Below are 15,224 nucleotides of genomic sequence, written 5' to 3'. Positions count from 1 at the left end.
AAGGGATAGCAACATGAAGACAAACCTAAAACCTGAGTTGATCGTACTATTCTTTGCGATTTTGGCCTCCAACTATTTGCAAGGACAACAAACTTCAAATAGTAGTTCGGACGATACGCGATGGGACTATTTCAAGCATGATATTGGCAGTATTTTCGGGGGTATGGGGTATGCCTATAGCAGACCTGTCCATTGGCAGGGCGACGATTGGCTTACCTTCGGTGCGGTGAGCGCGGGCACGGTTCTCTTATACACGGTAGATGACGAAACAAGCCGATTTTTCAGAAAACGAAAAGAAGACATTCCCCAAATCGTAAGCGACTACGGATTCTTATACGGAAGTCCCGAAAACAACTATATGCTCACAGGAGCAGTGTATGTGACCGGATTGGCACTCAAGAACGAAAAATTACGAAGAACCGGTGTCTTGCTCATTGCATCGGCTAGCGCTACCGGATTTCTACAACAAGTACTTAAGTCGGTCACCGGTCGTGCCAGGCCACGTTCCGGTTTGGCGAAAAACTATTTTGAGCCTTTTGCCAGTGACAAGGATTTGCATTCCTTTCCTTCGGGGCATGCGATACTGGCCCTATCCAATGCCCATGCCATTGCGAAACAATTTAAAAATGTTTGGGTAAAATCGGGTATCTATATCTTAGGATCCATCCCGGCCCTATCCCGAATCTGGGAAGGAGCACATTGGTTGTCCGATGTTGCATTGAGCGCAGCCATAAGTATCGCTACGGTAGAATCCATAGACCGATATCTTGACCGGCGTTACGATGAAAAATACAATGCTGGCGCTAAAAAGGTTTCATGGAATCTCAAGTTCGGCCTAGGGCAAATGGGAGTGGTTATCCATATCCATTGATTATCTAGAATCGTACTTCAAATTAAAGTATGTCAAAACAAATAAATATTTAATTTTTGGGTTATTACCATACGTACTTTATGAGCAGAAACATTACATAGTATACCTACTGATGCCAAAAAACAAATTTGATAATCTATTTTTTGCGCTAATTGTCGGTATTCTCATCTTTCATACATCAGCATCCCATTCCCAACTGTCAGACCTGGCCCGTGTCGACTACACGCTTCTTCCAGCTACCGATGACGGTTTCGAATATGAGGCAGCCCGAGTTACGCTGAACTATCCCATAAAAATCAAAAGTGGCACCTATCTGTTCGTGGGTGCGGGGTATGCCAATATCGACCTTAACTTTGGAAAAGAGCCACAACCCTTCAACACCAATGCCATTGACGGTCTACAGGTTTTTGAATTGAATATCGGGTATACGTTTCCTTTAAAAAAAGATTGGCGGTTTGCGGCCAGATTCGCTCCGGGCATGAGCTCCAATCTTGCGGCAGATAAGCTGAAGGCAGACGACTTGGTGCTTTCCGGCGAGTTGGTTTTTTTACGGGATAGAACCAAATCTCAGGATGGCAGTAAACCTTCAAGGCTCATTTTTGGCATATCCTATTCTGGAAATCGCGGCTTTCCCTATCCATTGCCTTTTTTGAGCTACTACAGAAAATTCCATCCGAAATGGTCCTACAACCTAGGAGTGCCCAAAACCAATCTACAGTACCATATTTCGGAGAAACATCGGTTAAAGCTGTATGCGGAGCTAGACGGTTTTACCTCTAATATCCAAAATGGAATCCCCTTACTGAACGGCGATAGCGCTGAAAGTATAAACATGTCCCTGATCCTGATGAGTCTTCAGTATGAGTTCCATTTTTTAGACCATTTCGAATTTTTCTGTCGGGCCTCTTACATTCTCGATAAACGCGTTCAATTAAGGGATTCCGAAAAGGATAATATTTTGTTATTGGATGATACCCGAGGAACCTATTTTAGAACAGGATTACGATTTAAGATATGATTGATTCAACTTCCGCATAAAGTCGCAAGCTAGCATAGTAAAAAAGCATCCTTCGAAAAGGAGTAAGTCTGCTGCTTCGCCGAAAATTCTGTTAAGAAAACAGAGGGGGTGACTTTCCGATGAAGAAAGCGGACTTAATTCACCATTTTGGCTAAGGAATGTAGTGTTCCTTTCCAGTCCCGAGGATTCGGGACGGAAAGGGTTAACGGAATGGAAAGCTGAAATTGGGGATTGTGTCCAAGATATTTGTAAGGAAGCTCTTTTCCCGGAATGTAGTGATTGCCTGCCTTTTCAGCAGGGAAGCGTGGAATGTAGGGGAATGTGCTGAGTGGGATAATTGAAAAACAATTCCCCTACGCTATTCTAAATTTTTCTTCATTTTTTTTGATCTTTTCCAATAAGGCTGCAGACGATGGTCTGAATAAGACTATTAACTATGGGATTCAAAATTTTAAACCAACCAGTCTAATTTTTTAAAATATTTTATATATTTGTAACCGATATGGGTTACAAGCATAACAAAGAAGACATTTTAAAAGTTGGATATGAAGTTTTCAGAACCAACGGGTATCACAATGTGGGCATCAATCAGATTTTAAAAGAGTCCGGCATTCCAAAAGGTTCTTTCTATAACTTCTTTGAATCCAAAGAGGATTTTGCCCAGCAGGTCATCCAACAATATGGTGAGAACAATAGATGCTGGATGGAAGATTACTTTGAAAACTGCGACCTGTCTCCCATTGAATGCTTGAAATCCTTCTATAACTTTATGATGAACCTTAATGAGGCTGACAGATACAATGGAGGTTGCTTGGTCAATAATATGAGTGTAGAGGTTGGCCATCACAGTGATGTGATAGGTGCGGAAGCTAATAATCATTTTGTGGGCTGGCTAAATGTACTGGCTATGGAAATTACCAAAGGGCAAGATGCAGGTGAAATAACCAAAGATTTCTCCGCTCTTGAATTAGCCGAGTATATGCACGCTGGTTTTTACGGAGTTCTCGCTCGAACAAAAGTCACTAAAAATAGAGTGTATATGGATGTCTGGTTCGAAATGACATTCAAATTCATTTCAACTTAAAAAAATTTAAAACTAAAATAAACAGAACAGTCTAATTAATATAAATATAAGAATGAACAAAAGTGTAAAAATTTTGAGTCTAGTAATCTCAGCCGTTCTTCTCGGTTCTTGTAAAGCGGTCGACTTGCGAACAGATGCGTTAAAAACAAACAACATCACCAACGCAGAACAAAAAGGAAAAGATTTATTAATAAAAGCCAAGAATGCTATGGGCTATGATAAACTTTCAGAGACCAAGGTTTATGAAGCCAACACAAAATTTAATTGGAATGGCACTTGGCTATTAATGCCTATGAATGCCTTTCCTGGCAATAATAATAAAGAGCTTCAGCTTCGATTGGTAACAAATAGTTTTGATGGACAGGTTGAATACAAAGAAGGCAGAAAAGAAGGTGTCATACAAGGAGTCCAATCTTGGGAAGGTTATAAAAAGGAAGTCGGTAGCGGTTTTCTTAAAAGACACGAACACGATAGATATATTTGGGGATTGGCCACCTATCACTACTTACTAGAGGCGCCTATGCATTTACCAGATGCCGAAATCATTAGATATGCAGGAACAAAAGAAATAGATGGTAAATCCTATGAGACCGTTTACGTTACTTGGGGTACTGAGGAACCTAATAAACAGTACGACCGTTTTCTCGTCTATATCAATCCTTCAACAAAACATATTGATTTATTAGAGGTCACCATTAATGATTTTTTCATTTCAATGCCTAAGGGTTTACAACACGCAACCGCACGGTATGAACGCAAGAAAACAAGTATAGGAGCTTACTTACCAAGCAATGTACAGATACAGCTTAAAGGGCCTAAAAAACTCGACAACAAGGTTTACAGTTTCGCTTTAAGCAATTACCAGTTTGATTCTTTCGATAGAGAACTACTCTATCCTCTTGAGGAGGTAGAACAAATAGGGTTCAACAAAATAAAAGAATAAAATATGTCGAATAAAAAAGAAATATCAGCAGCCTTTCCATTTGAGTCTAACTTTTTAGACGTATCGAAATCTTCTATACACTATGTTGATGAAGGTGATAAAAGTGCAGAACATTCTTTCCTGCTCTTACACGGAAATCCCACGTCCTCATATTTATGGCGAAATATCATCCCCCATCTTTCGCCATTGGGACGTGTCATTGCTCCTGACCTCATAGGTATGGGTAAATCTGGAAAACCTGACATAGACTACACATTTAAGGACCACATTGAGTATATGGATGCCTTTATTGATAAGATGCAACTCAAGAACATCATTTTCGTTATACAGGATTGGTGTTCGGGAATAGGGTTTCATTATGCAAATCGCTTTCGCGAAAATGTATCGGGAATCGTATTCTTGGAAGCTATTGTTAGGTCTATTACTTGGAGTGATGCCAACTTGATTGAGCGTTTTATTTTCAAAAGATTCCGTCACCCTAAGAAAGGGTATAAAATGATTGTGAAGAAACACTTTTTCGTAAATCGATTTCTACCAATGATGACGGGCAGAAAACTGACCAAAGAAGAAATGGAGCACTATCGAGCTCCTTATTTAAAGGAAGAACACCGCAAGCCTTTATTTGTATGGCCTTCACAAATTGCAATAAGCGGTACTCCAAAGTTCAGTACTGATATTATCAATGCCTACAATGCTTACCTACCCAACTCAGAAGTCCCTAAGCTGATGTTTCACGTAAAGCCAGGGATGATTATCAAACCAAAGGAGGCCAAACAGATTAAGGCCACTTGGAAAAACCTAACAGCAATAGATTTAGGAAAAGGAAAGCATTATATACAAGAAACACATCCTCACGAGATAGGCCAAGGCATAGCAAACTGGTACATAAAAACCTTCAATCAAAGCAACAAATGAAAAGAGTAGAATTTAATGAAATAGGTGGCACCGAAGTACTTAATATAGTTGAGCGCGACATTCCCACACCAACAGAGAACGAGCTTACAGTGAAAATAAAATTTGCAGGATTAAATCGAGCCGAAGAGCTTTTTTTTCAGGGACAGTATCTCTTTCAGCCCAATTCCCCCTCGCTACTAGGTCTTGAAGCTTCGGGTGTGGTAGAAAAAGTTGGTTTAGGTGTTGAAGGCTTTAAGACAGGTGATGAAGTTTGCCTCACACCCAACATTACTCCAACCGAATATGGTTTTTTAGGGGACTATATACTTGCTCCGGTAAAAGCGGTCATAAAAAAACCTAAAAGCCTCTCGTTTAAGCAAGCTGCAGCGGTATGGATGACCTACGGGACGGCTTATGCCAATCTAGTACTTAGAGGTGGTCTGGAAAAAGGAGCAAATCAGACCGTGTTAATCTCGGCAGCTAGCTCGGGTGTGGGTACAGCTTCCATTCAAATGGCAAAACGATACGACGCCAAGGTGATAGCAACCACTAGAACCAGTGAGAAAAAGGAGTTCCTTAAAGCGCTAGGTGCAGATTTGGTAATTGCTACGGAAGAAGAAAACCTTGTTGAAGCGGTACAGGAATATACTCAAGAGAAAGGATTTGACATCGCTATGGATGCTATCGCAGATTCTGATTTTATGGGGCAACTTATTGAAACAGCTGCCTTTGAAGCAAAGATAGTCGTATACGGGGCATTGGCCCTTAATCCTATGCCATCATTCCCCCTTTTTCCTATGCTTATAAAAGGAGTTTCAATTCAAGGACTACATTATGTTTTTCAGACCTTAGAAATTGAAGAGCGATTTAAACAAATGAAAGAAGACCTGTTCCAAGGTTTCGAATCTAAAAAATATGTCCCTATGGTCGATAAGATATTTAGCTTGGAACAAATACAAGATGCCTATAATTATATGGCCTCCAATAAACAGAAAGGGAAGATTTTAGTCACAACAGATTTTGGAAGACGTTTAATCGATGACGAATAGATTTTGAAATGTCCAGTATAGATTAAAATGTAAAATAGCAAACACAAATCAATAATCAAACAAAAGCATAAAATTATAATCCGACACATTGGATGACCTTTTCTGCTTGTCATTTTCTAGGTAGTATTTTAATTCTGCAAACTGTGTTCGATAGTGCTTTCTAATAGCTTTCGAGTACTGCTGTTTTATATAGAAAAATGTCCAAAAGGTTAGTTTTATATCAACTTTCCATCGTAGAATGGAAACATTTTTATCGAGCGATATAACTTTCACCGAAACTTCGATTTTCTTATAGGGAAATGAGAAACCTCTTAAGTTTATAAAAGCTAAACTTCTACTTTCTGAACTAAATTGAATTAACCGCTCAATGTATTCATAGTTTTCGGGATAGATAGCCCTCCTTTTATCACTAGGCGCATTCATTAATATAGGTGGACTAAAACCTATGGACTCAATCACATTACTATCATACACCGCAATATCTCCAAACCCTTCTCCGAGATAATCCCATACGTTATTAGCATTGACCTGAATTACTATTTCTTCCATTTTTATATAAAAAAACTGCGCCAAAAATGACGGAGCCGTTATCGGGGGCACTTAATTTTTAAGTTTTTGTCCGTTTGCCATAGATGTAGCGATTAATGCTATGAGCACTATACATTTCGAAAATAAGTTCATCACTTTTTGATTTGAGTAGCCATATCAGCAATCATCTGCCATTTGTCCTCTTGATTTTTCACTAATAATATGGTCACTAATTGTCCACCACCGTTCTCATCCTTAAAATGTGCACGCACGGTAGCCGAGTGTTCTGCAATAGCTATATCGTTAAATTTTACTTCAAGTTTATTTCCGCCTATTACTCCTTTGGTAATAAGTGCGATGTATCCGGCTGCTGGTATTATAGAGGTTTTGTCCGGCGTTGGATATCGGTTGGCAATCACCCTAAAATCTTCGTGGAAGAGTTCGTCGTAAGCAGCTATATTTCTTTCTTCTCCCGCTTTCGCGAAAGCGATAACTACATCTTTAATTTCTTTTTCCATAGCTGGGTCATTTTTTGTGTTTTGTGATTTACAACTTATTACGCTCAGGCATAGAATGGCAACGAGCATTGATGTGATTTTTTTCATCTCAATATGTTTTTAGATTACAAGCACAAATTTATTTTTTATAAAGGCGAAAAAGTGTGATTGAAATCACATAATGCTATGGGAGAAGGAGAAGGTTTATCCTTTGGCTCGAATTCGGCTCAAGGTTTCGCGTGCCAAACCGAGATAGGATGCTAGATGAGAAAGAGAGACCATTTGAAGTAATTCTGGCCTATTATTTTCTATGTACTCGTATTGCTCTTTAGGTGACAGCGTTTTTATTACCGAGGTGAGTTTGCGTTGTTGGGTTACTATATGCTCGAGCATTTTTCTCCCGAGACGTTCATATGCAGGGGAAACGTCATATAGTTTTAGCAACTCCTTACGAGATAAAAAGAAGGTTTTACAATCGTCTAGTGCCACCAAGTTTTTTCTGGCTACCGTCTGTGAGGTAAGGCTCTCAAGGTCTGTTGCAAAACTGGTAGTAAGAAAGAAATCAAGATACACTTCCTTGTCATTCATTAGCTCGTAAAGACCAACTACGCCCTCAATTACAAAGAACAATCCGCTATGATAATTGCCTTGGCGCAGTAGATATTCTTTTTTCTTGAATTGCTGAAGGTCAGTGACATTAAGAAATTGCTCAAATTCGTCATCTGTCAGTATATTGAACTGATTTAAGGTATTGCGAAGAATTTGACTTTCTGCCTTCAATTATTACGGTAGGGTTTAAAAATGTGTACCTATAAAAATAGTGAAATTGAAGAGAGTATGATGTGATTTGAGTCACAATAAATCGTTTGTAGGGATTAAGGGAATGGAAAGCCAAAATTGGGGATTGTGTCCAAAACCTGTATAGTGAAGTTCTTTTCCCTAAATGTAGCTTTTCGAGACATGTAAGGGAATGGGCTGAACGGGTTTCTTGAACTAGATTAAGTTTTAAGTTTTTCGATAAATGTATCTTTATGGTCAATTTAAAAAACAATAATATCCGTCTTAGACCATTTGGAAACATACAATAATATACTACAAAATATCGCTCGATATGTCACTCTTTCCGAAGAAGAAAAAGAGCGATTAATTGGCATTATTCGTACAACCAAGATTAAAAAACGGCAATTTATTGACCAACCTGGTTACGTTTGCAACTACAGAAACTACGTAGTAAAAGGTGCTTTCCGCTCTTACTTTATAGATGGTGATGGCAAAGAGCATACCGTTCAAATCGCTATTGAAGATTGGTTTGTAAGCGACTTCTATAGCTATATTACTCAAACTCCGGCTACTCTTTACGTAGAGGCTCTAGAAGACTCTATTATTTTTCAGATGACCTATGAGGATATTGAAGGGCTTTGCAAAGAAATTCATAACCTAAGCGAGTATTTCAGAATTTCTACGGAAAAAGCGTTCGCGTTTTCACGAAAGCGTGCTCTGTCCAATTTGAGTATGACGGCAGAAGAAAAATACCTTGAACTTTTACAACGTTACCCAAACATTGTCCGTCGAGTTCCGCAGAAAGTAATTGCATCCTATTTGGGTATGACACCCGAATTTATGTCCAAAATCCGAAAGAACCTTTCCTCAAAATCTTAATCTAGTTCAAGACTATTTCCTAATCTAGTTCATTTTTAAAGTGACCCATCAGTCGCAACTTTGTAGTGTCAATATTGACATAACTATAAAGTACATAAAATGAATACTAAAGAAAGTTTACCTACCTATCAAGAAGCCCTCACTAATTTAAGAGGAAATTTGGGTGAAATGCTTCCTAAAGAGGCTTTGGATGTGTTTGACAACGATGCCCAGAACCTTCAAAAAGAACACCAATCTATATTGAAAGTAGAAGTTGGTGACAAAGCATCGGATTTTTCGTTATCCAATGCATCTGATGAAACTATCACGTTATCCAAGTTATTACAAAAGAACAAAGTGGTGTTGGTTTTCTATAGGGGAACCTGGTGTCCATACTGTAATCTACAGTTGGCACATTATCAAAATTCCTTAGATGAAATACACGCTTTAGGTGCAAAATTGGTTGCTATTTCGCCACAAACCCCAGATGAATCTTTGAGCATCAGGGAAAAGAACGAGCTCAAATTTGAAGTATTGAGCGATAACGGTAACATCGTCGCCAGAAATTATACGACTGTTTTCAAAAATGGTGACGCACCAGTGGATAAGATGACTGAATTAGGTTTTGACTTCGACGCCCATTATTCCGATGATTCTAGGGAATTACCATTTCCTGCCGTATTTGTAATCAATCAAGACGGTACTATCGCTTTCGCGAAAGCGGAAGGCGGTGACTATAGAAACCGAGTGGAAGTCTCGGAAATCATTAACTCTTTAAAATCATAACGATGAAAAATACAATTCAAAACATCGCCATCTGGCTACTCGCTATACTAATGATCATATTCGGTCTTAATAAATTCTTCGGTTTTATCCCAGTAGAACCACCTGCCGATGCAACAGCACAAGGTTTTATGGGTGCAATGTTTACATCCTATCTCTATATTATAGTTGCTATTGCAGAAATTACCGGCGGAATTCTGCTATTGATTCCCAAAACTAGATTTATAGGTTGGCTGGTATTACTACCGGTGATTTTCAATATTATGGCCTTTCATATCGCCCACGACTTTATCGGTAACGGAATATGGTTGCTACCAACAATTCTTTTCGTGATTATATCTTACCTACAGTTCAACAACATCAAAAAAGCAATGACTTATGGATTTATATAAAACAGGAATTCTGACTCTTTCTTTTCTATTGATGATGTGTAGTCTGAACGCCCAAAATACGGTCAAAGTAAAGGTTGAGAACGACATTGTTCTGAATGCTGATTTGGATGAAGTATGGACAGCAATTTCCAATTTGGGAAATCTTGACAAACTGGTTCCTGAAATCATAGGCGAGACAGAGGGAATTGGTAATGGTAAAGGTGCCATAGTGACATTGACTTTAAACGCAAATGGTGCTAAGGTCGTTGAGGAAATCACAAAGCTTGATAATAAAAAACGCGTCATCTCGTATGAGATGCTGGAAACACCGATGCCACTATCCTATTATAAAGCGACTATAAGCATCACGCAAACAGATAGTCCTGAATTTGTGATTCGCTTTAAAGCAGTCTTTAAAACAGATAAGACAAACGAAGAGAAGATGCGAACAACAATCGACAACTTTCAAAGAACACTTTTAAGTAACGTAAAAAATAAATATTATGAAAAATAGAATATGGTTTATCACAGGAATATCAAGCGGATTGGGTAAGGCACTTGCTGAATCTGTAATGGCTACTGGCGACTTCGTTGTAGGAACATTCCGGAAGCAATCTCAGGTTGAAGAATTCAATAAGAAATTTGCCACAACAGCACATTCTGTTCTACTGGATATTACGAATGAAGAAAATATAGAAACTACCGTCAGAGATATCATCACACAATACGGTCGTATCGATGTATTGGTCAACAATGCAGGCATCGGTTTTGTAGGCGCGGTAGAAGAAACCTCGATGGAAGAAGTAAGACGTGTTTTTGAAGCGAATGTTTTCGGTACGCTCAAACTTACCCAAACCGTTTTACCGTATATGCGAGAAGAGAAAAATGGACAAATCGTTCAAATATCATCTCACGGTGGTATTAAAGCTTTTGCGGGATTCGGAATCTATAACGCAAGTAAGTTTGCCTTGGAAGGTTTCAGCGAAGCTTTGGCGCAAGAAGTCGCACCTTTGGGCATAAAAGTTTCCATTATCGAACCAGGTCCGTTCCGTACGAAATTTGCCGGTGACGGTTTAGGCCTTGCTGAAAATGAAATCAATGACTACGCTGAAACTGCCGGTGCTTTTAGGGCCAAGCTCAAAGGCGTAGACGGTAAACAAGAGGGTGACCCAGAAAAAGCTGCCAAAGCAATTATTGATTTGGTGAATTCCGAAAAGCCATCGCTTCGTCTTCCTCTTGGTAAAGTGGCACTAATGACCATTGGAATGAAATTGGATAGTGTCCGAGATGATTTGGAAGCTAACAAGGAAATAGCGCAAACTGCGGTTTACTAATTTCCCAATGGCTCTTTTTAAAGCGAACTCTATTCACAATTTCGGCTCGGGAATGTAGTGTTCCTTCCCAGAGCAGCGGGAAGGGTTAACGGAATGGAAAGTTAAAATTGGGGATTGTGTCCAAGATATTTTAGTGAAGCTCTTTTCCCGAAATGTAGCTTTTCGCGAAATGTAGGGGAATGGGCTGAACAGAATAAAAGTAGTATTTCCGTATTTTTGTTAAAATCACTTTATGATAATTTGAACCATTTTTCCACATTAGAAGCATATTGCAAGGGCATCGGCATTTCAAAACCACGTTGGCCAGAATTTGACATTCGAAGTTTCGAGGAAAATATGAAAACCGTGCATCATAATATGCCACCATTTAAGCACGAGTTCTATGCCATTGCTGTTAAACTAGATGGCGGTGGTTTCGCAAAAACAGGCAACTACAGTACAGCAGATAAAAAAGCGACCGTTTTCTTCAATTCACCATATCAAATTATCCAGTGGGATATTGCACCAGACTGGGAAGGCTTCTATGTCATATTTTCTGAGAATTTTTATAGAGGTGCGCTTTCGCGAAAGCGTATTACCGAAGATTTTCCTTTTTTGCTCATAGACAATACTATCCCCTTGGATATGGATGCAGATACGGCCTTACTTTTCTCAAAAGTATTTGCCGATATCTTTAAAGAGCATAGAACAAATAGTGCAAAGGCCGAAGATATCATCAGGCATTATCTACATATCTTATTGCATAAAGTATCACGATTGTACGACTACTCTATTAAAAGTAAAACGATAACTACCACACAACGCACGCAGGACCTGACAACGGTCAGTCGTTTTAAAACAATGCTCGATATTGCCTTTCATCCCGGACAGACTTACAATGACGCATTACCAAATCAAGTCCAGTTTTATGCCGATAAACTCAATATGCATCCTAACCATTTCAATGCGGTCGTCAAACGCATAACGGACAGTTCGGCTTCCGAAATCATTTATGGCCATATCCTAAGTCTATCAAAATCCAAACTGACCAACACAACTAAAAGCATCAAAGAAATCGCCTTTGACCTCTACTACAATTACCCGAACCATTTCGCAAATTTCTTCAAAAAGCAAATGGGAATGACGCCCTCACAATTTAGAAAACAGCGTTAAAACTGTATTTTATTATCTTTATACGCACATTTTTATAATGAATCAAATAGAAGACTATAAAGAATTTAATTCTTGCCTATATAATTTTGGCTTTCGTAGAGCACCTGAACAATCCATCTTTCATATCTACAGGCTAAATACAAATATGAGGAAAGATTCGGGTTGTATAACACCATTTTTTCGTCAACACTTCTTTGATATCAGTCTCTTTATAAACGCCGATATTTTATATCGATATTCTCATTATTCTGAAAAATTGAGTGATGCCACCCTGCAATTGGTACCGCCGAGGCAATTGCAATGAATCGAAGTATCTGCTGATGCAATGAAGATGCTTAATGGTTTTACATTGTATTTCAAGCCTGAATTCCTTTCGTTCAATTCTGACAACGCAGAATTCGTAAAGGATTTTCCCTTTTTTCCTATTCCAATACGGATGTACTTGTTGAGCTCAGCTACACCGAGCTAAGAGAACTCAACCTTCTTTTTGAAAAAATCAATTTGCTCTATGAACAGCAAGATTCATTCTCGACTCAGATTATCAGTGGATACCTATGGGCATTATTGAATACCATTAAAAGAATATGGTCTGGTCGGAAGAAAAAAGAGGAACACATAAATGGTCGTACCGCACTCGTGGCACGATTTGAACTGGAAGTAAGCAAACATCTCAACGCCAGTATGCAAGTGGCGGATTATGCGGATATTTTCTGTATGACCCCAAAACATCTCTCAGCGACCATTAAGTACGCCTGCGGACAAAGTGCCAAAATGCTTATCGATGGCGCAATGCTTAACGAAGCTAAAAGTCTTCTTACGCATACCGAATTTACCGTTTCTGAAATTGCCTTTCAATTGGGCTATGCAGACCATTCTTCGTTTTCCCGATTTTTCAAGCGTCTTACAAATATTTCGCCAGGACAATTTCGACTACATCCGAAATCTGGTCACAAAAAGCGGTAATCCGGTCACAAATTTTCCGTTTTCTTTTCTTCAATTTTGTATTGGATGGCTCGCTTATCTTCTCGTGCGTTGAATTCCGTACTTCTTGCTTTGAATTCCGTAGCTAGGCAAGTTACCTATCCCCATAACTTTGTGGTATCAAAATAATTAAACAAGAATAAAATGAAAAAAATAGGAATCGTAGTAGCCATATTAATAGGAATAATGGCCTGCAAAAACGGAAATCAAGACAATAACCTTAAAAACGAAACAGCTATGAACACAATAGAAGTAAAACAGAACGACACAGAACAAAAAGCCATCCGAGCTGTGGCCAAAACCTTATTTGAAGCTACGGACAATAGAGATTGGAATGCGGTAAAAGAAACGATGACCGATTCGGTCTATGTAGATTATACCTCTTTAGGCGGTGATGCAGGGTTTAAAAGTCCCGATGACATCGTAGGCGGTTGGCAACAGGTATTGCCCGGCTTTGAAAGAACCGTGCACCAAGTACATAATTTTGCGATTTGGATAGCGGGAAACCGAGCTACAGCAACACTTGACGGTATCGCCACACACTTTTTGGACGATAAGGAATGGACGGTCTTCGTGGGCTATGATACTGAATATATCAACGAGAACGGAAAATGGAAACTGGCACGTATCGATGCATCCTTATTCGAGCAATCGGGTGACACTTCGTTACCGGCATTAGCAATGCAACGGGTAAAGGATGGTAGGGTTATCGCTTTCGCGAAAGCGGAACAAGATAAAACGGCGGTTATCGACAATTTTTTTAAGGCTTTGGAAGAACGAAAACTAGAAGACGTATTGGCATCGTTCACAGATGACGCTAAACAGGAAATGCCACTATCGCCCGAGAATTTTCCAAAGGTATTGGACGGCGTTTCGGAAATCAAGAATCAATATACAGGCGTAATGAACTACGTTCAAGAATACGATGTGGAATACCTGACCACCCAAAATCCGAATGTCTATATCGCCAAATATAAAGGCACTGTTACCACAAACGAAGGCAAACCTTATAACAATAGCTATGTGGGCATCTTTACGTTAAAAGGTGATAAAATCTCAAATTTCGTAGAATACTTTAATCCCAATGTACTATTGAGCGGATGGCCCGGATTACAGCCTGTACATTATTCTATGCACGATGCAGGCGCGAGAACTGACAGTGGTGTTTCCTTAAAGGAAGTAAATTTCAATAGTAACGGTGTAAATCTCAGAGGTCATCTGTTTCTACCACCAAACTTTGACGAGAGCAAAAAATATCCGTCGGCCATCGTAACGGGAAGCTGGACGAGTATCAAAGAGCAAATGCCCGATGAATATGCAAGTATTTTGGCCAAGGATGGTTTTATCACCTTGACCTTCGACTTTACCGGTTTTGGTGAAAGTGAAGGACAGCCCAGACAAGTTGAAGATTACAACCTGAAAATTGCCGATATCAAGAGTGCCGTAGATTTTTTGGAAACACACCCTAACATCGATATGGATGAGCTATCCGCCCTCGGTGTTTGTGCAAGTTCGGGCTATATGGCACACGCTACCGCACAGGATGAGCGTATCACAAGATTGATACTAGTAGCACCTTGGTTACATAATGCAGAAATCGCCAAAAGCATTTACGATATGCGACCAGGCGGAACGGATGGTCTCTTAAAGGCAGCCGAAGAAGCCAAAAAGAGGTTTGCCGAAACTGGCGAGATGGAATATGTTTTAGCCGCTAGTGAGCTCGACCCATTAAGCGCAATGTATGTTCCTCACGGCGCATTTGACTATTACTTAAATCCCGGAAAAGCAGCAGGACCAAAATACGATAATCGCTTTGCAGTGAGCAGCTGGAAACCTTGGTTGACGTTTGATGGTATTTCCGCAGGAAAAGAAATCAAACAACCTGTCTTTATCGTGCATAGTGAGAGCGGTGCCGTACCACAAGGTGCGAAGCAGTTCTATGAACTATTGGATGGTAAAAAAGAAATCAAATGGTTGAATGACTATAACCAACAGCAACTTTATTATGAAGAAGACGCGGTGAGTGCTGCGATGAACGAGGTTGTTAATTATTTGAAGTAAAAATGAAAGGGTTCGTCTTC

Annotated in this window: 17 protein-coding genes; 14 read left to right on the top strand and 3 right to left on the bottom strand. The window is 39.5% G+C overall.

All coding sequences use genetic code 11. The features are described from left to right. The first annotated feature begins 13 nt into the window (after positions 1-13). The 6 genes from FGM00_RS04690 to FGM00_RS04665 all read left to right on the top strand — a co-directional run bounded on the left by FGM00_RS04690 (position 14) and on the right by FGM00_RS04665 (position 5,859). Positions 14-871: a phosphatase PAP2 family protein gene (locus FGM00_RS04690; protein ID WP_138851792.1), complete on the top strand. Its 858-nt coding sequence runs from the start codon at positions 14-16 to the stop codon at positions 869-871. A gap of 112 nt (positions 872-983) precedes the next feature. Next, entirely contained in the window at positions 984-1,889 is a 906-nt protein-coding gene (locus tag FGM00_RS04685) for a DUF6268 family outer membrane beta-barrel protein (protein ID WP_138851791.1), read from the top strand. Positions 1,890-2,391: 502 nt separating this feature from the next. Beyond that, on the top strand, positions 2,392-2,973 hold the full coding sequence (locus FGM00_RS04680) for a TetR/AcrR family transcriptional regulator (RefSeq protein WP_138851790.1): 582 nt from the start codon (positions 2,392-2,394) through the stop codon (positions 2,971-2,973). Between the two features lie 52 nt (positions 2,974-3,025). Next, the gene (locus tag FGM00_RS04675; protein ID WP_138851789.1) at positions 3,026-3,916 is read left to right on the top strand and encodes a DUF6503 family protein; all 891 of its coding nucleotides are present in this window, start codon (positions 3,026-3,028) and stop codon (positions 3,914-3,916) included. A 3-nt stretch (positions 3,917-3,919) separates the two neighbouring features. After that, positions 3,920-4,831, top strand: a complete 912-nt coding sequence (locus FGM00_RS04670) for a haloalkane dehalogenase (RefSeq protein WP_138851788.1) — start codon at positions 3,920-3,922, stop codon at positions 4,829-4,831. After that, positions 4,828-5,859: a zinc-dependent alcohol dehydrogenase family protein gene (locus tag FGM00_RS04665; protein WP_138851787.1), complete on the top strand. Its 1,032-nt coding sequence runs from the start codon at positions 4,828-4,830 to the stop codon at positions 5,857-5,859. The genes FGM00_RS04670 and FGM00_RS04665 overlap by 4 nt, the downstream gene beginning before the upstream one ends. 48 nt (positions 5,860-5,907) lie before the next feature. On the opposite strand, the gene FGM00_RS04660 is transcribed toward FGM00_RS04665, so the two are convergent. From FGM00_RS04660 to FGM00_RS04650, 3 genes are all read right to left on the bottom strand, one after another. Further along, positions 5,908-6,408 (bottom strand): hypothetical protein, encoded by a 501-nt coding sequence (locus tag FGM00_RS04660; protein ID WP_138851786.1) that lies wholly within the window; start codon positions 6,406-6,408, stop codon positions 5,908-5,910. Between the two features lie 131 nt (positions 6,409-6,539). Further along, positions 6,540-6,992, bottom strand: a complete 453-nt coding sequence (locus FGM00_RS04655) for a YybH family protein (protein WP_138851785.1) — start codon at positions 6,990-6,992, stop codon at positions 6,540-6,542. A 96-nt stretch (positions 6,993-7,088) separates the two neighbouring features. Continuing rightward, on the bottom strand, positions 7,089-7,664 hold the full coding sequence (locus FGM00_RS04650) for a Crp/Fnr family transcriptional regulator (RefSeq protein WP_138851784.1): 576 nt from the start codon (positions 7,662-7,664) through the stop codon (positions 7,089-7,091). A 291-nt stretch (positions 7,665-7,955) separates the two neighbouring features. Here FGM00_RS04650 and FGM00_RS04645 point away from each other — a divergent pair, with 291 nt between their 5' ends. The 8 genes from FGM00_RS04645 to FGM00_RS04610 all read left to right on the top strand — a co-directional run bounded on the left by FGM00_RS04645 (position 7,956) and on the right by FGM00_RS04610 (position 15,204). Next, positions 7,956-8,543, top strand: coding sequence for a Crp/Fnr family transcriptional regulator (locus FGM00_RS04645; RefSeq protein ID WP_138851783.1), 588 nt, complete (start codon positions 7,956-7,958; stop codon positions 8,541-8,543). Between the two features lie 99 nt (positions 8,544-8,642). After that, positions 8,643-9,308: a peroxiredoxin-like family protein gene (locus FGM00_RS04640; protein WP_138851782.1), complete on the top strand. Its 666-nt coding sequence runs from the start codon at positions 8,643-8,645 to the stop codon at positions 9,306-9,308. A gap of 2 nt (positions 9,309-9,310) precedes the next feature. Continuing rightward, the gene (locus FGM00_RS04635) at positions 9,311-9,697 is read left to right on the top strand and encodes a MauE/DoxX family redox-associated membrane protein (protein WP_138851781.1); all 387 of its coding nucleotides are present in this window, start codon (positions 9,311-9,313) and stop codon (positions 9,695-9,697) included. Continuing rightward, entirely contained in the window at positions 9,684-10,190 is a 507-nt protein-coding gene (locus FGM00_RS04630) for an SRPBCC family protein (protein WP_138851780.1), read from the top strand. The genes FGM00_RS04635 and FGM00_RS04630 overlap by 14 nt, the downstream gene beginning before the upstream one ends. After that, on the top strand, positions 10,180-11,010 hold the full coding sequence (locus FGM00_RS04625) for an oxidoreductase (protein WP_138851779.1): 831 nt from the start codon (positions 10,180-10,182) through the stop codon (positions 11,008-11,010). The genes FGM00_RS04630 and FGM00_RS04625 overlap by 11 nt, the downstream gene beginning before the upstream one ends. A gap of 240 nt (positions 11,011-11,250) precedes the next feature. Then, positions 11,251-12,162 carry a helix-turn-helix domain-containing protein gene (locus FGM00_RS04620; RefSeq protein ID WP_138851778.1) on the top strand — a complete coding sequence of 304 codons (912 nt, stop codon included), beginning with the start codon at positions 11,251-11,253 and terminating at the stop codon, positions 12,160-12,162. A 501-nt stretch (positions 12,163-12,663) separates the two neighbouring features. Beyond that, entirely contained in the window at positions 12,664-13,125 is a 462-nt protein-coding gene (locus FGM00_RS04615; protein WP_138851777.1) for a helix-turn-helix domain-containing protein, read from the top strand. A 162-nt stretch (positions 13,126-13,287) separates the two neighbouring features. Continuing rightward, positions 13,288-15,204, top strand: a complete 1,917-nt coding sequence (locus FGM00_RS04610) for a nuclear transport factor 2 family protein (RefSeq protein WP_138851776.1) — start codon at positions 13,288-13,290, stop codon at positions 15,202-15,204. Positions 15,205-15,224: the final 20 nt, after the last annotated feature.

Source organism: Aggregatimonas sangjinii (assembly GCF_005943945.1).
GTDB lineage: Bacteria > Bacteroidota > Bacteroidia > Flavobacteriales > Flavobacteriaceae > Pelagihabitans > Pelagihabitans sangjinii.
The sequence above is the reverse complement of the archived record's forward strand: the minus strand, read 5'-3'. Positions and strand labels throughout refer to the sequence as shown.

Bases quoted from the DNA above. Each gene is read 5' to 3' on its own strand.
- FGM00_RS04690 (WP_138851792.1), top strand. From the start codon at position 14: ATGAAGACAAACCTAAAACCTGAGTTGATCGTACTATTCTTTGCGATT.
- FGM00_RS04685 (WP_138851791.1), top strand. From the start codon at position 984: ATGCCAAAAAACAAATTTGATAATCTATTTTTTGCGCTAATTGTCGGT.
- FGM00_RS04680 (WP_138851790.1), top strand. From the start codon at position 2,392: ATGGGTTACAAGCATAACAAAGAAGACATTTTAAAAGTTGGATATGAA.
- FGM00_RS04675 (WP_138851789.1), top strand. From the start codon at position 3,026: ATGAACAAAAGTGTAAAAATTTTGAGTCTAGTAATCTCAGCCGTTCTT.
- FGM00_RS04670 (WP_138851788.1), top strand. From the start codon at position 3,920: ATGTCGAATAAAAAAGAAATATCAGCAGCCTTTCCATTTGAGTCTAAC.
- FGM00_RS04665 (WP_138851787.1), top strand. From the start codon at position 4,828: ATGAAAAGAGTAGAATTTAATGAAATAGGTGGCACCGAAGTACTTAAT.
- FGM00_RS04660 (WP_138851786.1), bottom strand. From the start codon at position 6,408: ATGGAAGAAATAGTAATTCAGGTCAATGCTAATAACGTATGGGATTAT.
- FGM00_RS04655 (WP_138851785.1), bottom strand. From the start codon at position 6,992: ATGAAAAAAATCACATCAATGCTCGTTGCCATTCTATGCCTGAGCGTA.
- FGM00_RS04640 (WP_138851782.1), top strand. From the start codon at position 8,643: ATGAATACTAAAGAAAGTTTACCTACCTATCAAGAAGCCCTCACTAAT.
- FGM00_RS04635 (WP_138851781.1), top strand. From the start codon at position 9,311: ATGAAAAATACAATTCAAAACATCGCCATCTGGCTACTCGCTATACTA.
- FGM00_RS04630 (WP_138851780.1), top strand. From the start codon at position 9,684: ATGGATTTATATAAAACAGGAATTCTGACTCTTTCTTTTCTATTGATG.
- FGM00_RS04625 (WP_138851779.1), top strand. From the start codon at position 10,180: ATGAAAAATAGAATATGGTTTATCACAGGAATATCAAGCGGATTGGGT.
- FGM00_RS04610 (WP_138851776.1), top strand. From the start codon at position 13,288: ATGAAAAAAATAGGAATCGTAGTAGCCATATTAATAGGAATAATGGCC.